Here is a 22,882-nt window from a genome sequence, read left to right as displayed (position 1 = left end):
GAGCGGAATTAAGCCGCAGGACGGCGGCTGCGGCGCAGCATGATGGCCAACTGCCAGATATTGATCAGGACAATAACCGCCGTGGCGATAAACACCCAGCGGAAGCCGGCCATGGCCGAGACCGACGCGCCGATCAGCGGCCCGGCCACGTTGCCAAGATACATAAACGACTGGTTATAGCCGAAAATACGCCCGGTGACGCTGTCGCTGCAGTATTTGAGCAGAAGGGTTTGCACCGCCGGCAGCATCGCCCCATCGGCAAAACCGAGCAGGAAACGCAGCACACCAAGCTGGAATGGGGTCGTAACGAACGACATGGCAAAGAACATCACCACCGCGCAGCACAGCGTCGCCAGCAGGATCCGCGAGGTGCCGATCCTGTCGCCCAGTTTCCCCAGACGGGGAGCCGAAATCAGCGCCGACACGCCCGGCACGGCGGCGATCATGCCGGCGAGAAAGGCGATGTTATTGCTATCCGGCGCCATCGACTTGATAAACAGCGCCAGAATCGGGCCGATTGAACCGTTGCACAGTTGGATCACCAGAGTGGTGAAAAACAGGCTGATCACCAGTCCCGGATAGGGCAGCGAGGCAAATACCGCCTTGCCGCTCAGCCGCTCCGCCCTGGTGACCTGCGGTCGGGCGCCCTCTTTAATCAGAAACAGCGTCACCAGGAAGCTTACGGTCAGCAAAATCGCGGTGATGATAAATACGGCGCGCAAACCGACGTGGTCGGCCAGGAAACCGCCGAGCAGCGGCCCGCCAATCACGCCGCTGATCTGCGCCGTCGACAGCGTGCTCAGCGCCCAGCCGCTACGCTCGCGCGGAACCTGAGACGCCACCAGCGCCATGGCGTTGGGAATATAGCCGGAAGTCAGTCCCATCACCGCGCGCAGGATAAACAGCTGCCAGACGTTGGTGGCGAACGCCTGAAGTAAAATGGCGATGGCCATCCCCAGCGAGGCGCGCAGCAGCATCAGCTTGCGCCCTTTGCGGTCGGCGAGGCTCCCCCACATCGGCGAGACAATCGCCGACACCAGAAAAGTGACGCTAAACGTCAGGCCCGACCACATGGATAACGCTTCATGCGAGGTCACGCCCAGTTGGGAAACGTACAGCGGCAAAAAGGGAAGAATTTGGCTGATGGCCAGGCCGGTAAAAAAACAGCCAAACCAGACGGAGATAAGATTAACCTTCCAGGATTCCATAACTACGCGTATTCATTAATTTTTTGGCAATTATTAACTAGCTTAGCAATTTCCCCTGTCCGACGTACTACCAGAGATGCGCTGACGGCGAGTTTAGTGTTTTATGACACCAGATTGCCCTGTTGCGAATAATTTCGTGGTGAAAAGCGTGGTATACAGCGAGTTATGCTCAGAAACAGAACCCCTGGCCGCGCATACCGAGGTGAAAATGGTTCGCATGGGCCGCGTTATAGTCCGGCCCTAAAGCGTTGCCGTAATAGCTGCAACCGCCGGCCAGTAACGCCTGCAGCCAGGGGTGATACTGCGCATCGGGCCACCCTTTCAGCACGCTGATGCGTCGGCCATCGGCCAAACGAAAGCCGCTGATATCCAGCGCCTCCGCGGTAGCGTGCTCGCTGCGCCGCGCGTTCTGACGATGGTAAATATTACGGCAGGCATAGCTGCCAAAATGGTCGACCTGGCGGAGCTCTTGCCCCAGCATCCGCCGAGTCAGCGGTTTCGCCTGCTGTTGCAGATACAGCGCGCTGCTTAACGCCAGCGGGCAGCTGGCGAGGAAGCTGCTGCTGAGCTTTACCGCGCCAAAATCGCGTACCCGAACCACGTTTTGCAGGGGGCACTCTCCCCCGCTATCGGCCACCGCCCGGCTGGTGATGAGATTTCGCTGATTCGCTTCCTTCAGCAGGTTGGCGCACTGTCCGGGCGTCAATCGCCGCAGCTTATAGTGGGTGATGAACCCCGGCGGATCCTCCAGACGCAGCGGCGCCAGCGGGTTATAGTGCGCGGGAAGATAACGATAGCCGTAATATCCGGCCGCCAGCAGCGCCAACAGAACGATAAGCCCTTTTCCTTTCACGCGCTGCCTCCCAATGCTTTACCCGGTGAATATTATGGCAGCCAGGCGGCCGTTTCACATGCTATGTTATGCCCTTTGATGTAATCATGATGGAAGTTGAAATGGCTAAGATGAGGGTTGGGATCGTTTTCGGCGGTAAGTCGGCAGAACATGAAGTATCGCTACAGTCAGCGAAAAATATCGTGGAAGCCATCGACAAAACGCGCTTCGACGTCGTTTTGCTGGGGATTGATAAGCAGGGGCAGTGGCATATCAACGACGCCAGCAACTATCTGCTCAATCCGCAGGACCCCGCCCATATTGCCCTGCGCCCATCCGATATTACCCTGGCGCAAATTCCCGGACGCGAAGCGCAGCAGCTGATTAACGCCGATAGCGGCCAGCCGCTGGCGGCCATCGACGTCATTTTCCCGATTGTTCACGGCACCCTTGGGGAAGATGGTTCTCTGCAGGGTATGCTGCGGATGGCTAACCTGCCCTTCGTCGGCTCCGACGTCCTCGGCTCCGCAGCCTGCATGGACAAAGACGTGACCAAGCGTCTGCTGCGCGATGCCGGGCTGTCGATTGCGCCTTTTATTACCCTGACCCGCGCCAACCGTCATCAGGTGAGCTTTGCCGAAGTGCAGGCGAAGCTGGGCCTGCCGCTGTTCGTCAAACCGGCGAACCAGGGCTCCTCGGTGGGCGTCAGCAAGGTCAACAGCGAAGAGCAGTATCAGCAGGCCGTCGCCCTGGCCTTCGAATTTGACCATAAAGTGGTGGTTGAACAGGGGATTAAAGGGCGTGAGATCGAGTGCGCGGTATTGGGCAACGATAATCCCGAGGCCAGCACCTGCGGTGAAATCGTCCTCAACAGCGAATTCTACGCCTATGACACCAAGTACATTGACGATCAGGGCGCGAAGGTGGTGGTTCCGGCGGCCATCGACAGCGATGTAAACGATAAAATTCGCGATATCGCCGTTCGCGCCTACCAGACCCTCGGCTGCAGCGGGATGGCGCGGGTCGATGTGTTCCTGACCGCCGATAACGACGTGGTGATTAACGAAATCAATACGCTGCCGGGCTTCACCAACATCAGCATGTATCCGAAGCTATGGCAGGCCAGCGGTCTGGACTATACCAGCCTGATTAGCCGCCTGATTGAGCTGGCGCTTGAGCGTCACGCCGCCGATCGGGCGCTGAAAACATCGATGAATTAAGCCCGGTAACGAGTTCACCGCCGTCTGCCGGCGGTAGCCCGAGTAAGCGTTTACGCCGCGACCCGGGGAGTGCGCCGGGGTTGATGTATCAGCCCGGCATATTCCCGGCTCGCGCTGCGCTTAGCCGGGCTACGGGTTCACCACCTCCGGTTCACGCTTCCTCTGCCGGGCGGCGGCGAATAATAAACCCGGCAATCCAGAAGCTAATGACCCACGTCACCAGCCCAACCGCGTAAGAACGCCAGCCTTCGGTTTCATACCCGAGCAGCCCGACCACGCCATTCATAATAAAAATTAACCCCAGCGCTACCGCGTAGTAGTGCCAATCGCGGCGGATTTTTTCCGTGAGTTTCATAACCACTCCGACAACAAAAAAAGCATCTTCGCATAGCCGCCACCGCGGGTCTGTAGCGGCGTTGAGAATTGTCGCACATTGCGATATCGGTCTAAATTTCACAAATTTGTAGCAAACTCACAACCCGATGAAATCAGGAATATTCCTGGGCGGAAATTACCAGCAATCTGATACTGAAATCCCCCCTTCGTTGCCAGAATTACCCTCTACGTCGCCGTGGAAAAAACGGCAAGAAAGTGAAGTACGGAGGTCAAGATGGCAGAGTTCACCTTTGCAAAGACCGTCAACGGCGGCAAAAAGAGGGGCTCTCTCACCGGCAGCAACATCGCTTACGCTCTGTTTGTGCTGTTTTGCTTCTGGGCCGGTGCGCAAATGCTGAGTATGCTGATCCACGCGCCCGGCGTTTTTGAGCATCTGATTCAAATGCAGGACAGCAGCCGCCCGCGGGTCGAGATTAGCCTGGTGGTCGGTACCCTGTTCGGCCTGATTCCCTTCCTGGCGGGCTGCGTGCTCATTGGTATTCCTGGGCTGATATTCCGCTGGCGCAGCCGCCGCTAACGGCGCGCCATACAGCTGGCCCGCCGGTCGTCAACGCGTTTGGCAAACCAGGCGGTCGTCAGGTTACGGGTGATTTTCGGGCTCTCAAGCTGAATGCCCGGCAGCACCTCCCGCGGGAGCGTTTTGCCGGCTTTCTTATCGGCGATGCGAAACACCTGCTTATAGAGATCGCTCTCTTCAAACGCCAGGGTATCGCCCTTCTTTAACTGACGATGGATATCATCATCGCTCATTGCCAGCTGTGAGGATAACCGGCGCACCGCCAGTTCGGTGGTTCCGGCCTCGTCGCTATCGTAGCGAATCAAATCGCCATCCAGCGCCAGCTTCACGCCCGTCGCTTTTGCGACGGCGTTCTGGAAGGCGGCGTTGCGGCTGGCGTACCATCCGGCGTTGAAATCGGCAAAACGGTACAGCGGTACGCTGTAGTTCGCCGGATAGTTCAACAGATGATATGTGCCGAACCACAGACCGCCGCGCAGGCTGAACACCTCCTGGCGTACGGTACCGTCGATTTTCCACGGGTAGCCGTCGGTATGCTGCTCGGCGAAGGCGATGCTGACCTGCATCGGGCCGCCGGTATGCACCGGGTTCAGCGAGCCGAACAGCTTCTGCCCCATCGGCACCATGCCGATAAAATCATCGAAAATCGCGCTCAGCTGCTTTTCGGTTTTCACGCTATCGAGGCGTTCGCTATAGCTTTTGCCGTTGGGCGATTTGATTTTCAGCGCGGTATGCACCAGAAAAACCGGGATATGCATTTTCTCCGCCCGGCGGTCAATCTCCTGCCAGGCGATTTTATTCAGCCCCGGCACCGCCGGGTCGGCCTGATAGTTGGACTCCTGCTGCGCCACCGCCAGCACCGAACAGACGTTCTCTTCCGTCGGCGCCAGCTTCTGGCTGGCAAAGGTTTTGGCGATGGCCTGCGCCCAGGCCTCGCGATCTTTCACGCTGGCGGGCATTTTCTGCCGCACCACCGCGGCAACATCAATCGCCTTTTCGCCCTTTTTCAGCTCCGGCTCCGGCTTGCTGGAGCAGGCGGTGAGGACAATCCCTGCCAGTAGCGTCAGGGTGAGAGAAGTGATTCTGGATTGCGCTACCGGCATGGTTCATCCTTGCGTTGATCAACTTAATGTTTGCGTCACGGTCTGCAGCTCTTTGCCATCCAGCTCGCGCTCGAAGCTGCGCAGACGTTTGTAGATAGACATCAGCTCAACCAGTGTAGTCCATGAGCTAATCAGATACTGGAATGAACCGCGGACCTGGCCAAAGACGTTGGTGATCTGGGTCATCAGGCCCAGCGTAATCGTACCGGCAACAATCGACGGAAACAGCAGGAACAAACCGAAAACGTTATCCACCTGCAGATACAGAATACGGGCGATATTGAAATACATGTAGTGGAAATAGAGGCGGAAATAGTTGCGGCGCACGGCGCCAAACAGCTCACGCACCGTCGGCGGCGTCGCGCGGTTGGCGTCATCTTCGCCGTACACCAGCTCTTTACGATAGGCTGCCTCAACGCGCTGGTTTTTGAACTCCAGGCCGGGCAGCTTGATCCCCACCACCGCCAGCAGGCCGGTACCCATTAACGACCAGACAATGGCGGCAATCACCAGGCCGTAGGGCAGGTGGCCGACAATCGGTAAATCCGGGACGTGCGCGGAGAGCGTCACCAGCACCGGCAGGAAGGCGATAAGGGTCATCACCGCATTAAGGAAGCTGACGCCCATGCTCTCCAGGGTGGAAGCAAAGCGCATGGTATCTTCCTGCACACGCTGCGCGGCGCCTTCGATATGGCGCAGATGCTGCCAGTGCGCCATATAGTGTTCGTTCATGGCGGTACGCCAGCGGAAAACGTAGTGGCTGACGAAGAAGTTGTTCATCACCCCGATGACCACCGCGATAAGCGCGATGCCGAGAAAGATGCCAATCTCCTGATAAAACTGGTTAATGCTGACCTTATGCGGCGTCGCCAGCGCGGCCTGAATAAGATCGTAGAACGGGGCGTACCAGGCGTTGATCGCCACCCCAACCTCGACCAGAAACCAGGTGACGAAAATAATCAGCGAGGTGCCGAGGATCGACCAGTACTGCCAGCGGTGGGGGCTGTAAATAAACCAAAAGAGGGCGAAAACGCCCACGCAGAATACGTAGAACGCGTAGAACACCAGGTAATTGAGAGACCAAAAGCGCGCCGCGCTAATCGCCACATCCTGAGATGCGCCGGTGACCCGCAGCAGCCAGTCGCCGCCGCCCGCCTGCCAAAAGATCACCGCCAGCAGCGACCACATAAAGGCAGAAATAAAAAACGGCCCCGGTTTGGGGAAAAAGGATTTAAACATCATGCTCTCCTGCTAACTTCTTTTTCGTTTTGCTGTGCTGTGTACCACAAAGACGCCCGCCGCAAAGCCGTCGCAGCGAAGCAAAGTGGGCGGATGATGAGACCGGATATCAGCAGCTTAGTTCGCCGACCATCCGTTCAGAATTGTTTCTGTCGATTTCACCTGTAAAGGATTGCCCGGAACGGTCAGCGTACGCCACACCTCGTTGTAGTGGGCGATCAGCGTGACGGCCTGCGCCGCCGGGCGGTTGGCTGTGGTATGGGCATCTTCAGCGACGGTAATCGCATAGCCCCGGCTGGCGCCGTTTTTGATGGTGGTATCTACGCAGTAGTCGGTGGCGCAGCCGCAAATCACAAACTGCGTGATGTGATGTTCGCGCAGCACCTCTTCCAGGCGGGTGCGGTAAAAGGCGTCGCAGGCGGTCTTGGTGACGAACAACGCGCCTGCCGGCTGGTGCAGTTCAGGCAGCAAAGCAAAACCTTCGCTCCCCTCTTCCAGACCGCCCTCTTCGCAGTGCTGAATGAAGATAACGGTATCCGCGGCGTTTATCAGGCGGTTAATTTGCGCCGCGCAGCGCTCGCGCTCAATACGCGGCGTCGCGAAAACGCCGTTTTGCATATCCACTACCATCACTACCCGTTTCGCCGCCATCGTCTCTTGCCACCCATGTTTAGCCAAAACGAATATCATACGCGCCCGCAGGCGAAAGCCGCTATCCGAAAGCAAAAAAAGGATTTTTTACGCCAGGTTACGTTTTTCCGCACAGAATGGCGTTATTAGCGCTTTGCTCGGCGGCGCTTCGTAGTATAAATACGCTCTATATTTTTCTTCACCATGATGGATGCCCCCGTTGAAACGTAGTCTGCTCATTTTTGCTGCGCTGTGCGCGGCGTCGTTGACATCGGCCCAGGCCGCGCAGCCGAGCGTCGACCCGGAATTCGCTGCGGATGTTGTCGACCGTTACGCTAACCATATCTACTACGGCAGCGGCGCGATCGGCATGGCGCTGGTGGTTATCGATGGTAACCAGCGCGTATTCCGCAGCTTCGGCGAGACGCGCCCGGGCAATAATGAGCACCCGCAGCTCGATTCGGTGATTCGCATCGCCTCCCTGAGCAAGCTGATGACCAGCGAAATGCTGGTCAAACTTCTCGACCAGGGCGTGGTGAAGCTCAACGATCCGCTGAGCAAATACGCCCCGCCGGGCGCGCGCGTGCCGACATATCAGGGAGCGCCCATTACGCTGGTGAATCTGGCGACCCATACCAGCGCCCTGCCGCGCGAGCAGCCCGGCGGCGCGGCGCATCGTCCGGTGTTCGTCTGGCCAACGCGCCAGCAGCGCTGGAACTGGCTCTCCACGGCAACGTTAAAAGCCGCGCCGGGTTCCCAGGCCGCCTATTCCAATCTGGCGTTCGATTTACTGGCCGATGCGCTCTCTACCGCCGCGGGCAAGCCCTGGCCGCAGCTGTTTGAAGAGCAGATTACCCGTCCGCTGGGGATGAAAGACACCACCTTTACGCCTTCGCCCGATCAGTGCCGGCGCCTGATGATCCCGGAGAAAGGGGCCAGCCCGTGCAACAATACGCTGGCGGCCATCGGCAGCGGCGGCGTTTACTCCACGCCTGGCGATATGATGCGCTGGATGCAGCAGTTCCTCTCTTCCGATTTCTTCACCCGCGGGCAGCAGGCGGACCGGATGCAGACGCTCATTTATCAACGCAGCCAGCTGACGAGGGTGATCGGGATGGACGTGCCGGGCAAAGCCGATGCGCTGGGTCTCGGCTGGGTCTACATGAAGCCGAAAAACGGCCAGCCGGGCATTATTCAGAAGACCGGCGGCGGCGGCGGTTTTATCACCTACATGGCGATGAACCCGCAGGCTAACGTCGGCGCCTTTGTGGTGGTCACCCGCTCTTCATTGACGCGTTTCAACAACATGAGCGATGGCGTCAACGAGCTGGTCAGCGAATTAAGCGGCGACCGCCCCGGGATTGAGACCGCCAGCCAGTAACCTGTTGGGATGTTTTGCCGACGATAGATAAGGATCGTTTTGGCGAAACATCCCGCCGCCAATTGAGGTAAACTCGCTTTTTTCATTTCACAAAATCAGGCAAACCATGACAGATTTAATCACTCGCCCGCGCCGACTGCGCAAGTCCGCTTCGCTACGTGCCATGTTTGAAGAGACAACACTGAGTTTGAACGACCTGGTGTTGCCGATCTTTGTTGAAGAAGAAATCGACGATTACAAAGCCATCGAAGCGATGCCCGGTGTGATGCGTATTCCGGAAAGACACCTGGCGCGCGAAATCGAGCGCATTGCCAACGCCGGTATCCGTTCGGTGATGACCTTCGGCATTTCCCATCATACCGATGCCGTTGGCAGCGATACCTGGAACGAAAACGGCCTGGTGGCGCGCATGTCCCGCATCTGTAAAGAGGCGGTGCCGGAGATGATCGTGATGTCCGACACCTGTTTCTGCGAATACACCTCCCACGGCCACTGCGGCGTGCTGTGCGACCACGGTGTCGATAACGATTTAACCCTTACCAACCTCGGTAAGCAGGCGGTGGTCGCCGCTGCCGCAGGCGCGGATTTTATCGCCCCGTCCGCCGCGATGGACGGCCAGGTGCAGGCCATTCGCCAGGCGCTGGACGCCGCCGGATTTACCGATACGGCGATTATGTCCTACTCCACCAAGTTCGCTTCATCGTTCTATGGTCCGTTCCGCGAAGCCGCGGGTACCGCGCTGAAAGGCGATCGTAAAACCTATCAGATGAGCCCGATGAACCGCCGCGAAGCGATTCGCGAATCGCTGCTGGACGAAGCCCAGGGCGCCGACTGCCTGATGGTCAAACCGGCCGGTCCCTATCTCGATATCCTGCGCGATCTGCGCGAGCGCACCAACCTGCCGCTCGGCGCGTACCAGGTGAGCGGTGAATACGCGATGATTAAGTTCGCCGCCCAAGCCGGCGCTATCGATGAAGAGAAAGTGGTGCTGGAAAGCCTCGGCGCGATTAAACGCGCCGGTGCGGATCTGATCTTCAGCTACTTCGCCCTCGATCTCGCCGAAAAGAAAATCCTGCGTTAATTCGGCTATTACCGTTCCCCGGTCGCGCTACGCTTACCGGGGCTACAAACCTGCTCCGGTAGCCCGGGTAAGGCATCAGCCGCAACCCGGGGAATTCCTCTGCTGCAAAAAGTTGCGAGACTCTTTCCACCATTATCTTTGGATTCTTGCCAGACTGTTACCCCGACTCTACCCTGCCGCTTAAGACACTATCTTTTGCAAAGGAGCGCTGCATGGTGGCCTACCGTCGTTATTACCTGAAGGATGGAACCTGGTTTTTTACAGTTAATTTGCGAAACCGAAAAAGCAGACTTCTGACCGAGCACATCGGAACTTTACGTCACGCCATCCTCACCATCAAACGGCGAAAACCCTTTTACATTGATGCATGGGTTATCCTTCCTGAACATCTTCATTGCATCTGGACATTACCCGGAGACGATAGCGATTTCTCCGCCAGATGGCGGGACATAAAAGGTTGCTTTAGCAAAGCATTAAAACAAGAAAATGTCTGGCAACCGCGTTTCTGGGAACATGTAATCCGCGATGAAGAAGACTACCGCCGGCATATCGATTACACCTACATTAATCCTGTAAAACACGGTTGGGTACGACAGGTTTGTGATTGGCCTTTTTCAACCTTTCACCGGGATGTACGGCGCGGGTTATATCCCGATAATTGGGGTGGCGAAATTCACGATTTTTTGTGCGGCGAACGCCAGTAAACCCCCGGTCGCGCTACGCTTACCGGGGCTACGATCTGCTCCGGTAGCACGGGTAAGGCGCCAGCCGCAACCTGGGGAAATATCCCAAATCTTCACTCAACTGTAATCTGAGCGACATCTGCGCCTTCTACTGTCTGGGCAGGACGGAGGAGGTGCCGCTATGTTTAGTCTCGACAATGTCATCGATGACCTGTGGCCTCAGGCAAAGCCAGCGCTCTGGCAGAAAAAGGTGCTGAAAAAGCTCCTGCATGAGGAAGAGTTTCAGCAGTTTGCCGCGCGTCATCATCACCTGAAAGGACTGGATACGGTCGAACAGGTGCTCGAACATCTTAATATCCGCTGCGCTATCCCGGCGCACGATCTCGAACAAATCCCCGAACATGGCCCGCTGGTCATTATCGCCAACCACCCCACCGGTACGCTTGACGGCCTGGCCTTGCTCTACGCGGTGTCCCGCGTGCGCCGCGACGTCAAAGTGGTCACCAACCGCATGCTGACCCACCTTGAACCGCTGAGCTCGCTGTTTATTCCGGTCGATAATATCAACGGCCGAACCGCCAAAGCGGCGCTGCAGCAGATGGACCAGCAGCTGCAAAACGGCGGCGTGCTGATTTTCTTCCCGGCGGGTGAAGTTTCACGCCTCACCCGGCGCGGTATTCGCGATAAAAAATGGCACTCCGGATTTATTAAGCTGGCGGCGAAATACCGCGCCCCGCTGCTGCCGGCGTGGATCCGCGCGCGCAACAGCGCGCTGTTTTACGCCAGCACGCTGATTTCCGATAGCCTGCCGCTGCTGCTGCTGATGCAGCAAATGTTTCGCCGCCGCAACGGCAGCCTGCCGGTTAATTTCGGCCAACAGATTGCCTGGTCAAGCTGGTTCGATCCTCAGCGCTCTGTTCGCGAGCTGACCGAACGCTGCTATCGCCACCTGGAGCTGCTGGCAAAAGGGCAGCCCGGCGTATTTAAAAGCGAAAGCGCTATTGCCCGACCTGAAGACCGCGCCCTGCTCAAGCGCGAACTGGGCCGGGCGGAAACGCTGGGGCGCACGGCGGATGGCAAAGTGATTTATCTCTGGCAGCGCCGCGGCCAGGAAGATGCGCCGGTGCTGCGCGAACTGGGCCGCCTGCGGGAAATCGCCTTCCGCGCGGTGGGCGAAGGCAGCGGCAAACGTCGCGACGTTGACGGTTACGACGACGACTATCTGCATCTGATTCTGTGGGATGAAGAAGACCTGGAAATCGTCGGCGCTTACCGCTTTATGCCGACCGCGATGCAGCTGGAAAAGCGCGGCCTGAACGGCGTCTACAGCTACAGCCTGTTCCATTACGACGCGCGCATGGACGATATTCTGCAGCATGGAATTGAGCTGGGGCGCAGCTTTATCCAGCCGCGCTACTGGGGCCGCCGCGGACTGGACTACCTGTGGTCCGGCATCGGCGCGTATCTGGCGCGCTATCCGCACTATCGCTATCTGTTCGGCCCGGTGTCGATTTCCGGCGGGCTGCCGCCGTCGGCGCGCGATCTGCTGGTCGCGTTCTATCGACTGTGGTTCCCGGCGACGCATCCGCTGGCGGAGTCGCGCCGCCCTTATCCGGCCTCGCTGCCCGATGTGCTGGCGCAGTTTGGCGGAGAAGATTACAACGACGATCTGGCGCGGCTGAAGTCCCTGCTCGGCAACCTCGGCTGCGCGATCCCGCCGCTGTATAAGCAGTACTCGGAAGTTTGCGAGCCGGGCGGCGTGCAGTTTATCGATTTCGGCAGCGACCCGGATTTCAACAACTGCGTGGATGGTCTGGTGCTGGTGGACTTGACCTACCTGAAGGCGAACCGCTATCAGCGCTATATTGGGGTACATCTGGACGCGCAAAAATCGGCATAAAAGCCTTTTCCCGGAGGCGGCGCGTTTATCGTAGGTTGTTTTCCGGCTTGCGGCGCATTGCGCCTTAGCCGGGCTACGGGTTTACCGCTTTCTGCGGACCGGTAGCCCGTACAAGGCGCGTTAAGCGCCGCCTCCGGGAAGCAGCGCGCAATACCGCTTCCGCTTTTCTCCACGGCGCGCGGCCGGGCTACAAGCATTACCCCGCCCGATAATAGGGTTTATCCCCGAGAATCGTCGCCCGGTGCATAATGCGCCGCTGCGGCAGGTAATCGGCGTTGGCGTAGTGCTGGGTGACGCGGTTATCCCAAATGGCCACGTCGTTCGGCTGCCAGCGCCAGCGTACCTGGAAGTCCGGTTTAGTAACGTGAGCAAACAGGAAGCCGAGCAGCGCCTCGCTCTCTTTCTCCGTGACGTCGACGATGCGGGTGGTAAAGCCCTCATTGACAAACAGCGCCTGCTTCCCGGTCACCGGATGGGTGCGCACCACCGGATGCAGCAGCGGCGGATTTTTCGCGACCGCCTCCAGCCAGCGCTGATGCTCCTCTTCGCTTTTGCGGTATTTGTACTCCTGAAACGATTTGCGAAAATCATGCTCCGCGCGCAGGCCGCTTAACAGCTGGCGCAAAGGCGCGGAGAGCGCCTCATAGGCCGCAATGCCGCTGGTCCACAGGGTGTCGCCGCCGGTTGACGGCAGCTCTTTTGCCGCGAGGATCGCCCCGGCGGGCGGCGTCTCAATAAAGGTGACATCGGTGTGCCAGTTGTCGTTATCCGGCGGATTATCGTCGTGGGTATCAAGCACGATAATCTCATCCACGCCGGGCGCGTGCGGATAGACCGGATGAATATGCAGGTCGCCAAAGCGCAGGGCGAGATCCCGCTGCTGCTCGGGAGTGATGTTTTGCTCGCGCAGGAACACCACCTGGTGACGCAGCACCGCGTGATACAGCTGCTCAAACTGGTTGTCGCTCAGCGGGCGGGTGATGTCGACCCCGGATACCTGCGCGCCAATATACGGCCCCAGCGGGGTAATGCTTAAACGTTCGCTCATTGTACTTCTCCATGCCAGGGCGTCAGGCGACGCTGCAGCGCGCGCAGCCCCAGTTCCAGTAAAAAGGCGATGATGGCAATCACCGCGATCCCGGCCAGCACCACGTCGGTGGCGAGGAACTCACCGGCGGACTGCACCATAAAACCTAACCCGCGGGTGGCGGCAATCAGCTCCGCGGCCACCAGCGTCGACCAGCCCACGCCGAGCCCAATGCGCAGGCCGGTGAGGATCTCCGGCAGCGCGCCGGGCAGGATCACCAGCCACAGCACCTGCGCCCGGCTGGCCCCTAAAGATTGCGCGGCGCGAATGCGCACCTGCTGGGCGCTCTTAACCCCCGCCAGCGCCGACATCGCCACCGGCGCGAATATCGCCAGGTAGATCAGCAGGATCTTCGAGGTCTCGCCGATGCCGAACCAGATCACCATCAGCGGTAAATAGGCCAGCGGCGGCACCGGGCGATAAAGCTCGATCAGCGGGTCGAGGATCCCGCGTACCGTGGGGCTCAGCCCCATGGCGATCCCCACCGGCACGCCGAGCAGTACCGCCGCCAGCAGCGCGATAACGATACGCGTCAGGCTCGCCGCCAGGTGCTGCCAGAGGGTGGCGTCCATAAAACCCTGCGGACCGGCAATAGTGATAAGTTTCTGCAATACCTGTCCCGGCGGCGGCAGAAACAGCGGACTAATCAGCTGCAGGGCGGCAACGGCCCACCAGATAGCCAGCAGTACCGCCAGGGTCGCCACGCTCAGGCTGAGCTGACGCGAGAGCGGCCAGCGCCACTTCAGCCCCCGCTGACGCGGTTTGTCATTGATAACCACGCTCATGAGAAAGCCTCCCGTTGTTCAAATACCCGGCTGAGGACGTATTCGCGCTGTTCGATAAACCGCGGGTCCGATTTAATGCTGCGGCAGGATTCACCGGCGACGAAGCGGCGGCCAAAATCGAGCGGCAGCCGTTCAAGCACGCGGCCCGGCCCCGGCGAGAGCAGTACCAGTTCGGTGGCCATAAACACCGCCTCTTCGATATCGTGGGTAATCAGCAGCACCTTCTTACCGGTCTCGTGCCACAGGCTGAGCAACAGGGTTTGCATCTGCTCGCGGGTAAAGGCATCCAGCGCGCCAAACGGTTCATCAAGCAGCAGCAGCTGCGGGTTGGCCGCCAGCGCGCGGGCAATGCCTACCCGCTGACGCTGGCCGCCGGAGAGCTGCCAGATAAAGCGCTTTTCCGCCCCTTCGAGGCCCACTTTTTTTAGCATCTGCGCGGCGGTTGCCCGGCGCTGCGTTTTGTCGACCCCGGCCAGCTGCAGCCCGAGCGCAACGTTATCCTGCACGTTGCGCCACGGCAGCAGCCCTTCGTGCTGAAACACCACGCCGCGATCGGCGCCCGGCCCTTCAACCCGCTGGCCTTCGAGGGTGATGCTGCCGTGCTGATAAGGCACGAATCCGGCAATCAGGTTCAGCAGCGTGGTTTTACCGCAGCCGGAGGGCCCCAGGACCACCAGCAGTTCGCCGCTGTCCAGCGTCAGGTTGATATCCGCCAGCGCCGGTTTACCGCCGTAATCGGCGGAAAGATGCGAGATTTGCAGCATCATGACCTCCTTTACTTCACAAAACGGTCGGTGACGTACTGGCTGTAGTCGCTACCGGCGGCGGGCACTTTGCCCTGCTCTTTAAGGAATTTAGCGGTGTCGATGATGGCTTTATTCACCGGCCCGTTCAGCTCCTGCGCCTGCTGGGCGGCGGTCAGGTAGGTATTGCCTTTCACCAGCCCCGGGACGTCGGCTTCCGGTACGCCGCTTAAGCGCGCCAGCTTGCTGATGTTCTCCGGCTGCTTCAGCCACTCATCCGGCTTGGCGATATAGGGCTGCTGCGCGTCAATGGCGCTTTTGGCGAAGGCTTTGACGATGTCAGGATGCTTTTCGGCAAAGTCTTTGCGTACCACCCACACGTCCAGCGTCGGCGCGCCCCACTCGCCCACCTGCGACGAGTCGGTGAGAACCGTGCCGTCTTTTTCCAGCGCGTTAACCGCCGGCGCCCAGACGTAGGCGCCGTCAATGTCGCCACGCTGCCAGGCGGCAATAATCGCCGGCGGCTGCAGGTTGAGGATCTGCACCTGCCCCGGTTTAATCCCCCAGTGCTTCAGCGCCGACAGCAGGCTGTAGTGGGTGGTGGAGATAAATGGCACGGCGATGCGTTTGCCGATCAGGTCCTGCGGTTTGGTGATGCTCTTCTTCACTACCAGCGCTTCGGAGTTACCGAGCTTTGAGGCCAGCAGAAAGACTTCAATCGGCACCTGCTGGGTGGCGGCGACCGCCAGCGGGCTGGAGCCGAGGTTGCCGATCTGCACGTCGCCGGAAGCCAGCGCCCGCACGATGCTCGCGCCGCTGTCAAACTTGCGCCAGTCGACGGTCGCCCCGCTCGCTTTGGCGAAGGTGTTGTCCGCCTGGGCGACTTTCGCCGGCTCGGCGGAGGTCTGATACGCCACGGTAACGTTGACCGCCTGGGCCTGGAACGCCGCCAGCGCCAGCGCGGCAATGAGTGTGATACGCGATGAAAAAACCATGTTGTCTGCTCCCCTGTCTTGTTATGGGGGCAGTATTTCGTTGCGCCTGAATTTGATAAAGGAATTAAAACATCTTGCTAAGAACAAAGCGTTTTTAGAAAAAAAACGGCAATGCTTATACACAAAATCATTCATGCTGCATCGAGGCGGCAAGGTTGTTCGTCCCCGGGAGCTGACATAAGTCAGTGACCGGGGCGGGCAAACGAAGCCAACAAAGAGGCAGCTTGAAGGATGAAGTGTATTGCGATTTTGTTACATTCGTTGCATAACTGCGCCTGATTGATTGCCAGCGCAGCGGCGGCAGGCATCATAGAACCATGATGCGCTGAGAGAGAAGAAACATGATTCGAGTGGTGCTGGTCGATGACCATGTGGTGGTGCGTTCAGGCTTTGCGCAGTTACTCAGCCTCGAAGAAGATCTCGAGGTGGTTGGCCAGTTCAGCCGCGCGGCGGAAGCCTGGCCGGCGCTGCTGCGCGACGACGTCGACGTGGCGGTCATGGATATCGCCATGCCGGATGAGAACGGCCTGAGCCTGCTAAAGCGCCTGCGCGCGCAAAAGCCGCAGTTCCGCGCCATTATTCTCAGTATTTACGACACCCCCACCTTCGTGCAGAGCGCACTTGATGCCGGCGCCAGCGGCTATCTGACCAAACGCTGCGGCCCGGAAGAGTTGGTCCAGGCGGTGCGTTCCGTCGGTATGGGCGGACACTACCTGTGCGCCGATGCGTTGCGGGCGCTGCGCGGCGGAGAACAACCGGCGCAGGTGCTGGAAGTGCTCACCCCGCGTGAACGCGAAGTCTTTGATTTGCTGGTTAAAGGCGACAGCGTCAAGGAGATCGCCTTTAAGCTCGAACTCAGCCACAAAACGGTTCACGTCCATCGCGCCAACGTGCTGGGCAAACTACAGTGTCACAGCACCATTGATCTGGTCCATTTCGCCCTCGACCACCAGCTGCTGGCGGGTCATTAATGTCGCGCAGCCTTCGCCACAGCGTCATCTCGCTGTTCATCGTGCTGGCCTGGGGAAGCGGCTGGCTGATGCTGTGGACGCTCGGGTTTTACCTGACCCATAACGGCCAGCAGGCGGCGCTGTTCCTGCCGCACGGCGTCTATCTGGCGCTGCTGATCCTGCTTTCGCGCCGCTACTGGCCCGCGCTGGTACTGCCTCCGGTGCTGATGCTGCTCTGGCTGCACGGCGAACAGCTGCTGAACGGCTATATTCTGCTGGCCGCGCCGTTGATCGGCCTGCTTCCCGCCGGCCTCGCCCAACAGTTCTGGCACCGCTTTCCCCTTTACTGGCAGCGGCTGACGCTGCTGCTGGCCACGGTCACCGCCAGCGCGCTGCTCAACACCGCGCTGCTCTCGCCGTTTGTGAAAAGCCCGGCGATGATGCTCGGCCTGGCCTCGTTTACCGGCGGGGTGCTGCTGACGCCGTTTGTCTATCTGATTTTTGAATTCCTGCGCCAGCAGCACCGCTACCATCTGCTGGGACTGGATACCAATAATCCGCCGCTGCGCACCTCGCTGATCATCTGGTGCAGCCTGTTCTTTATCATCGGCATCGGCACCCAGATGGTACTGTCGCCGGAAATCGAGCGCCTGCTGTTAATTGTGGTGTTTCTGCCCAACGTGGTGATGGCGTGGAAGTTCGGCTGGCAGGGCGGCGTCCTTTCCGGCCTGCTGGGCAGCATGATGATCACCATCGCCCGCCAGGTTGGCGTTGGATTCAGCAATCTGGTGGAGCTGGAGATTTTTCTGGCGACCCAGGCGCTGCTCGGCATCGGGCTGGGCATTGCCATCAGCCGCCAGCAGCACCTGGCGCAAAACCTGCACCACTACCGCCAGCGGCTGGAGGCGGAGCTGGCGGCCCGGCGGGCGCTGGCCGAAAAGCTGATCCATACCGAAGAGGATACGCGCAAAAGCCTGGCGCGCGAGCTGCACGACGAAATCGGCCAGAATATTACCGCCATTCAGATCCAGTCGCAGCTGGTGAAGCGGGCGCGCGATCCGGCGCAAACCCAGGCCGCCGCCAGCCAGATTAACGATCTCGCCCGGCGTATTCACCACTCCACCCGCCAGCTGCTGCGCCAGCTGCGCCCTCCGGCCCTCGATGAGCTGTCGTTTAAAGAGGCGCTGCACCATTTGCTCAATGAGTTTGCCTTTGCCGAGCGCGGTATCCGCTGTCGCTTTGACTACCGGCTCACCGCCACGCCGGAGAGCGAAACGGTGCGCTTCACCCTCTATCGGCTGCTGCAGGAGCTGCTTAATAACGTCTGTAAGCACGCCGACGCCAGCGAGGTCGCCATTGCCCTGTATCAGCAGGGGACGCTGCTGCGCCTGGAGGTGAAGGACAACGGTATCGGCATCAGCCCCGACAAAATGGCCGGCTTCGGCATTCAGGGCATGCGTGAGCGGGTCAGCGCCCTGGGCGGAGAGCTGACTCTGGAGTCGCAGCGCGGCACACGCGTAATTGTTAACTTGCCCACAAATTTGCAACAAACAGCCGGCTAACCAGGAAAAAGTCTTAGTCACTCCGGACTTTCTCTCATCCCCTTTCGATTTCACTTTCATATAGTCAGCAAAACGGAGACGGCTATGCGCTCAGCAACCGACATTAATCAACGTTACAGGACGCTGCGTCCGCAGCTGCTGATGTACATGGTCATCGGGTATGCGGCGTTTTACCTGACGCGCAAAAGCGTCAACTACGTTCTGCCAGCGCTGCAAACGGATCTGGGCCTGGATAAAGGCGATATTGGCCTGCTGGGGTCGCTGTTTTACCTGACCTACGGCCTGTCGAAGTTTACCGCCGGGCTGTGGCACGACAGTCACGGGCAGCGCTGGTTTATGGGCGCGGGCCTGTTCGCCACCGGTCTGCTGAACGTGGTGTTCGCCTTCGGCGAGTCGCTGACGCTGCTGCTGGCGGTCTGGACGCTGAACGGATTTTTTCAGGGCTGGGGCTGGCCTCCCTGCGCCCGCCTGCTAACCCACTGGTACTCGCGCAACGAACGCGGCTTCTGGTGGGGCTGCTGGAATATGTCGATCAACATCGGCGGGGCGATTATCCCGCTGATTAGCGCCTTTGCCGCCCATTGGTGGGGCTGGCAGGCGGCGATGCTGGCACCGGGGATGATCAGCATGGCATCAGGCATCTGGTTAACGCTGCACCTGAAAGGAACGCCCCGCGAAGAGGGATTGCCGTCGGTGGGCGCCTGGCGTAACGACCCGCTGGAGCTGCGCCAGGAGCGGCAAAGCCCGCCGATGGGGCTGTGGCAGATGCTGCGCACCACGATGCTGAAGAACCCGATGATCTGGCTGCTGGGCGTCTCTTATGTGCTGGTCTACCTGATCCGCATCGCGCTCAACGACTGGGGCAACATCTGGCTGACGGAGAGCCACGGCGTCAATCTGCTCAGCGCCAACGCCACGGTGATGCTGTTTGAAGCGGGCGGCCTGCTCGGCGCGCTGTTCGCCGGATGGGGCTCGGATCTGCTGTTCAGCGGCCAGCGGGCGCCGATGATTTTACTGTTCACGCTGGGGCTGATGGTCTCCGTCGCCGCGCTCTGGCTGGCGCCGGTACACCACTACGCGCTGCTGGCGGTTTGTTTCTTTACGGTGGGCTTCTTCGTTTTTGGCCCGCAAATGCTGATTGGCCTCGCGGCGGTGGAGTGCGGACACAAAGCGGCGGCGGGTTCCATCAGCGGATTTCTCGGCCTGTTCGCCTATCTGGGGGCAGCGCTGGCGGGCTGGCCTCTGTCGCTGGTCATTGAACGCTACGGCTGGTCGGGGATGTTCAGTTTACTCTCGGTCGCCGCAGTTCTGATGGGTTTATTGCTGATGCCGCTGCTGATGGCGAGCATTACTACCTCTGCTGCTCAAAGGATAAAATAATGAAAAAAACGCTGGTCACTACCCTGATTGCTTCCGGCATTGCGCTGGCGACGTTAAGCGGCGCGGCGCACGCCAAAGGTCGTCTGGTGGTCTATTGCAGCGCCACCAACGAAATGTGTGAGGCGGAAACTAAAGCCTTCGGCGAAAAATATGACGTAAAAACCTCGTTTATTCGCAACGGCTCCGGCAGCACGCTGGCGAAGGTCGATGCCGAGAAGAAAAACCCGCAGGCGGATGTCTGGTACGGCGGCACCCTCGACCCGCAGTCCCAGGCCGGCGAAATGGGCCTGCTGCAGCCCTATAAATCGCCGAATCTTACGCAGGTGATGGAGCAGTTCCGCGATCCGGCGAAGCTGAAAGGCAACTACTCCTCGGCGGTGTACGTCGGCATTCTCGGCTTCGGCGTGAACACCCAGCGCCTGAAAGAGAAAAACCTGCCGGTGCCAAAATGCTGGAAGGATCTGACCAAACCGGAATACAAAGGCGAAATCCAGATTGCCGACCCGCAGAGCTCCGGCACCGCCTACACCGCGCTGGCGACCTTCGCCCAGCTGTGGGGAGACGATCAGGCTTTCGATTATCTTAAACAGCTCAACGCTAACGTCTCCCAGTACACTAAGTCCGGTATCGCCCCGGCGCGCAACGCCGCCCGCGGTGAAACGGCCATCGGCATCGGCTTCCTGCACGACTATTCGCTGGAAAAAGAACAGGGCGCGCCGCTGGAGCTGATCTCGCCGTGCGAAGGCACCGGCTACGAAATTGGCGGCGTGAGCATTCTGAAGGGCGCGCGCAACCTCGACAACGCCAAACTGTTCGTCGACTGGGTGCTGTCGAAAGAGGCCCAGGAGCTGGCGTGGAAGAAAGGCAAGTCCTATCAGATCCTGACCAACACTACCGCCGAAACTTCGCCGAACTCGCTGAAGCTCGACGACCTGAAGCTTATCAACTACGACATGGATAAATACGGCTCAACGGACGTGCGTAAAGCGCTCATCAATAAATGGGTTAGCGAAGTGAAGATGGGTAAATAAGCCCGCACTGCGTTCATTTGCCGGGTGGCGGCATCCACGCCCTACCCGGCCTACGACACCGGAAAACTTATGTCACACACACTTGCACTCCATCCCGTGAAAAAGCGGGATGCGATATTCCTTTGGGTTTTATTCGGCTGGATGGCGTTCGCCCTGCTGCCGAGCTGGAGCCTGGATTACGGTCTGCTGGAGTCCACGCGCGATGAAATTCTCGCGGCCTACGGCTGGTCACAGTTCAATATCAGCTGGCTGTGGTATCTCCTGCCGAGCCTGCTGCTGATTCGTCCATGGCAGGAAGCCAGCCGGGAGCAGCGCAGCCGCCACTACCTCGACGCCGGCTGGGCGCTCCTCTGTATGGCGTTTATCGTCGTCAGCGCCACCGTGGAAGGCCGCGGGTTAGGCTACGCCACCCTCGTGCTGTTTGTCGCGCTGGGCGCCATCATGACCCTGGCGCTCACCCGCCTGGAATGGCTGGGCGGCGACCGCTTTGTGATTGGTTCGCTGGTCACCATCGTGGCGTTAATCGGCGTCTTTATCGTCTGGCCGAGCATCGCCATTTTCATCCCGATGTTCACCAACGACGCCGGCGAGTTTGCCCCGCTGGCGTTTATGGCCGTGCTGTCGCAGGCGCATATTGTCCAGGTGATCCTCAACTCCATCGCCCTGTCGATTGCGGTAGGCATCGGCTGCACCTTCTTTGGCCTGGTGCTGGCGATTTACACCACCCGCATCGCCAAGCGCAGCGCGATTATTGGCCGCATTTTCTCGATTCTGCCGATCGTCACCCCGCCGTTTGTCGTCGGCCTCGGCGTTACCCTGATGATGGGCCGTTCCGGCTACGTCACCGAGCTGATGGTCGACTGGTTCGGCTTAACCAACACCAACTGGCTGTACGGGTTTACCGGCATCTGGCTGGCGCAGGTGCTGGCGTTCACTCCGATGGCGTTTATGATCCTCGACGGCGCGATTAAAACCATTCATCCGTCGCTGGAGGAGGCGTCGTACACCCTGCGCGCCAGCCGCTGGCAGACCTTTAACGGCGTCTTCGTCCCGCTGCTGAAACCTGCGCTGGCGAACGCGTTTTTAATTGTCATCGTCCAGTCGCTGGCCGACTTCAGCAACCCGCTGGTGCTCGGCGGCAACTTCGACGTGCTGGCGACGCAAATCTACTTCTATATCACCGGTTCGCAGCTCGATTATCAGGCCGCCAGTACCCTGGGCGCGTTCCTGCTGCTGTTCTCGCTGCTGGTGTTCTGCATTCAGTATATGTGGATCGGCAAGCGCTCGTACGTCACGGTTTCCGGTAAGTCCTATCGCGGCGACGTGCAGCCGCTGCCGGTGACCCTGGTGTGGAGCGTGATCGCCATTCTGGCGGTGTGGATCGCCTTCAACGCCCTGCTCTACGGCAGCATTTTCTACGGCAGCTTTACCGTTAACTGGGGCGTGGACTACACCCTGACGCTGGATAACTTTATCAAGCTGTTCGGCCAGGGGATGAGCGACGGTGCCTGGCCTTCGCTGCTCGATACCCTGCTCTACGCCGGGATCGCCGCGCCGATCACCGCCGCCTTCGGCCTGCTGATCGCCTGGATCGTGGTGCGTCAGCAGTTTAAAGGCAAAAAGACCATCGAGTTCACCACCATGCTGTGCTTCGCGGTGCCGGGCACCGTGGCGGGCGTCTCCTATATTCTCGCCTTTAACAGCGCGCCGGTGTACCTCACCGGAACGGCAGCGATTGTGATTATCTCGATGGTGATGCGTAACGTGCCGGTGGGCATCCGGGCGGGCATTGCCGGTTTAGGCCAGATCGACAAATCGCTGGACGAAGCGTCGCTCAGCCTGCGCGCGGGTTCCCTGCGCACCATTACGCATATCCTGCTGCCGCTGCTGCGCCCGGCGATCCTCTCGGCGCTGATCTACAGCTTTGTGCGCGCCATTACCACCGTCAGCGCCATTGTGTTCCTCGTGACGCCGGACACCCGCGTCGCTACCGCCTATATCCTCAACCGGGTGGAAGACGGCGAATACGGCGTGGCGATCGCCTACGGATCGATTCTGATCGTAGTGATGCTGGCGATTATTTTTATCTTTGACTGGCTGATCGGGGAAGCGCGTATCTCCCGGTCAAAAGCCAAAAACCAGGCGTAATGGAGCGCACT

21 protein-coding genes are annotated in these 22,882 nt (G+C 59.4%); 11 read left to right on the top strand and 10 right to left on the bottom strand.

Going from position 1 to position 22,882, the window contains the following annotated elements; all coding sequences use genetic code 11:
* Positions 1–8 precede the first annotated feature (8 nt).
* Positions 9–1,208 (bottom strand): multidrug efflux MFS transporter, encoded by a 1,200-nt coding sequence (locus BJF97_RS06665; protein ID WP_014228136.1) that lies wholly within the window; start codon positions 1,206–1,208, stop codon positions 9–11.
* Positions 1,209–1,377: 169 nt separating this feature from the next.
* The gene (locus tag BJF97_RS06660; RefSeq protein WP_014228135.1) at positions 1,378–2,061 is read right to left on the bottom strand and encodes an extensin-like domain-containing protein; all 684 of its coding nucleotides are present in this window, start codon (positions 2,059–2,061) and stop codon (positions 1,378–1,380) included.
* A 101-nt stretch (positions 2,062–2,162) separates the two neighbouring features.
* On the opposite strand from BJF97_RS06660, the gene ddlA reads away from it, so the two are divergent.
* Positions 2,163–3,260, top strand: coding sequence for a D-alanine--D-alanine ligase (gene ddlA / locus BJF97_RS06655; RefSeq protein WP_032694176.1), 1,098 nt, complete (start codon positions 2,163–2,165; stop codon positions 3,258–3,260).
* 151 nt (positions 3,261–3,411) lie between these two features.
* Here ddlA and BJF97_RS06650 read toward each other — a convergent pair whose 3' ends face one another.
* Positions 3,412–3,615, bottom strand: coding sequence for a DUF2754 family protein (locus BJF97_RS06650; protein ID WP_004132489.1), 204 nt, complete (start codon positions 3,613–3,615; stop codon positions 3,412–3,414).
* A gap of 255 nt (positions 3,616–3,870) precedes the next feature.
* Between BJF97_RS06650 and BJF97_RS06645 the strand changes: the two genes are divergently transcribed.
* Positions 3,871–4,173, top strand: a complete 303-nt coding sequence (locus tag BJF97_RS06645; protein ID WP_009653569.1) for a DUF2755 family protein — start codon at positions 3,871–3,873, stop codon at positions 4,171–4,173.
* On the opposite strand, the gene BJF97_RS06640 is transcribed toward BJF97_RS06645, so the two are convergent.
* From BJF97_RS06640 to BJF97_RS06630, 3 genes are all read right to left on the bottom strand, one after another.
* Positions 4,170–5,276 carry a DUF1615 domain-containing protein gene (locus tag BJF97_RS06640; protein WP_032694133.1) on the bottom strand — a complete coding sequence of 369 codons (1,107 nt, stop codon included), beginning with the start codon at positions 5,274–5,276 and terminating at the stop codon, positions 4,170–4,172. The two genes, BJF97_RS06645 and BJF97_RS06640, sit on opposite strands and share 4 nt — an antisense overlap.
* A gap of 18 nt (positions 5,277–5,294) precedes the next feature.
* Positions 5,295–6,515, bottom strand: a complete 1,221-nt coding sequence (sbmA, locus tag BJF97_RS06635; protein WP_014228132.1) for a peptide antibiotic transporter SbmA — start codon at positions 6,513–6,515, stop codon at positions 5,295–5,297.
* Positions 6,516–6,632: 117 nt separating this feature from the next.
* Positions 6,633–7,145: a cysteine hydrolase family protein gene (locus BJF97_RS06630; protein WP_160741885.1), complete on the bottom strand. Its 513-nt coding sequence runs from the start codon at positions 7,143–7,145 to the stop codon at positions 6,633–6,635.
* A gap of 220 nt (positions 7,146–7,365) precedes the next feature.
* On the opposite strand from BJF97_RS06630, the gene ampH reads away from it, so the two are divergent.
* The 4 genes from ampH to BJF97_RS06610 all read left to right on the top strand — a co-directional run bounded on the left by ampH (position 7,366) and on the right by BJF97_RS06610 (position 12,190).
* Positions 7,366–8,526, top strand: a complete 1,161-nt coding sequence (ampH, locus tag BJF97_RS06625; RefSeq protein WP_014837555.1) for a D-alanyl-D-alanine-carboxypeptidase/endopeptidase AmpH — start codon at positions 7,366–7,368, stop codon at positions 8,524–8,526.
* Positions 8,527–8,632: 106 nt separating this feature from the next.
* Positions 8,633–9,607, top strand: coding sequence for a porphobilinogen synthase (gene hemB, locus BJF97_RS06620; protein ID WP_004848143.1), 975 nt, complete (start codon positions 8,633–8,635; stop codon positions 9,605–9,607).
* Positions 9,608–9,819: 212 nt separating this feature from the next.
* The gene (locus tag BJF97_RS06615; RefSeq protein ID WP_032694132.1) at positions 9,820–10,311 is read left to right on the top strand and encodes an REP-associated tyrosine transposase; all 492 of its coding nucleotides are present in this window, start codon (positions 9,820–9,822) and stop codon (positions 10,309–10,311) included.
* A gap of 160 nt (positions 10,312–10,471) precedes the next feature.
* Positions 10,472–12,190 carry a lysophospholipid acyltransferase family protein gene (locus tag BJF97_RS06610; protein ID WP_014228127.1) on the top strand — a complete coding sequence of 573 codons (1,719 nt, stop codon included), beginning with the start codon at positions 10,472–10,474 and terminating at the stop codon, positions 12,188–12,190.
* Between the two features lie 196 nt (positions 12,191–12,386).
* Here the strand turns inward: BJF97_RS06610 and tauD are convergent, their stop codons facing one another.
* The 4 genes from tauD to tauA are packed head-to-tail and all read right to left on the bottom strand — an operon-like array spanning position 12,387 to position 15,800.
* Complete coding sequence (tauD, locus tag BJF97_RS06605; protein ID WP_032694131.1) at positions 12,387–13,238, bottom strand: taurine dioxygenase; 852 nt, start codon at positions 13,236–13,238, stop codon at positions 12,387–12,389.
* Positions 13,235–14,062: a taurine ABC transporter permease TauC gene (gene tauC / locus BJF97_RS06600; RefSeq protein ID WP_032694130.1), complete on the bottom strand. Its 828-nt coding sequence runs from the start codon at positions 14,060–14,062 to the stop codon at positions 13,235–13,237. The genes tauD and tauC overlap by 4 nt, the downstream gene beginning before the upstream one ends.
* Entirely contained in the window at positions 14,059–14,826 is a 768-nt protein-coding gene (gene tauB / locus BJF97_RS06595; RefSeq protein WP_004848135.1) for a taurine ABC transporter ATP-binding subunit, read from the bottom strand. Before tauB ends, tauC begins: the two co-directional genes overlap by 4 nt.
* Before the next feature lie 11 nt (positions 14,827–14,837).
* Positions 14,838–15,800 carry a taurine ABC transporter substrate-binding protein gene (tauA, locus tag BJF97_RS06590; protein ID WP_032694129.1) on the bottom strand — a complete coding sequence of 321 codons (963 nt, stop codon included), beginning with the start codon at positions 15,798–15,800 and terminating at the stop codon, positions 14,838–14,840.
* 341 nt (positions 15,801–16,141) lie between these two features.
* Here tauA and BJF97_RS06585 point away from each other — a divergent pair, with 341 nt between their 5' ends.
* From BJF97_RS06585 to BJF97_RS06565, 5 genes are all read left to right on the top strand, one after another.
* On the top strand, positions 16,142–16,771 hold the full coding sequence (locus BJF97_RS06585; RefSeq protein ID WP_014228124.1) for a response regulator transcription factor: 630 nt from the start codon (positions 16,142–16,144) through the stop codon (positions 16,769–16,771).
* The gene (locus BJF97_RS06580; RefSeq protein ID WP_014837550.1) at positions 16,771–18,312 is read left to right on the top strand and encodes an MASE1 domain-containing sensor histidine kinase; all 1,542 of its coding nucleotides are present in this window, start codon (positions 16,771–16,773) and stop codon (positions 18,310–18,312) included. The genes BJF97_RS06585 and BJF97_RS06580 overlap by 1 nt, the downstream gene beginning before the upstream one ends.
* A gap of 84 nt (positions 18,313–18,396) precedes the next feature.
* Positions 18,397–19,692 (top strand): MFS transporter family glucose-6-phosphate receptor UhpC, encoded by a 1,296-nt coding sequence (gene uhpC / locus BJF97_RS06575; RefSeq protein WP_014228122.1) that lies wholly within the window; start codon positions 18,397–18,399, stop codon positions 19,690–19,692.
* Entirely contained in the window at positions 19,692–20,723 is a 1,032-nt protein-coding gene (locus tag BJF97_RS06570; protein WP_004133724.1) for an ABC transporter substrate-binding protein, read from the top strand. Before uhpC ends, BJF97_RS06570 begins: the two co-directional genes overlap by 1 nt.
* Positions 20,724–20,792: 69 nt before the next feature.
* Positions 20,793–22,871, top strand: coding sequence for an ABC transporter permease (locus tag BJF97_RS06565; RefSeq protein WP_032694128.1), 2,079 nt, complete (start codon positions 20,793–20,795; stop codon positions 22,869–22,871).
* Positions 22,872–22,882: the final 11 nt, after the last annotated feature.

Origin of the sequence: Klebsiella sp. LTGPAF-6F (assembly GCF_001753185.1) — a bacterium.
GTDB lineage: Bacteria > Pseudomonadota > Gammaproteobacteria > Enterobacterales > Enterobacteriaceae > Klebsiella > Klebsiella michiganensis.
Note: the sequence above shows the minus strand (reverse complement) of the source record. Positions and strands in the feature narration are given on the sequence as shown.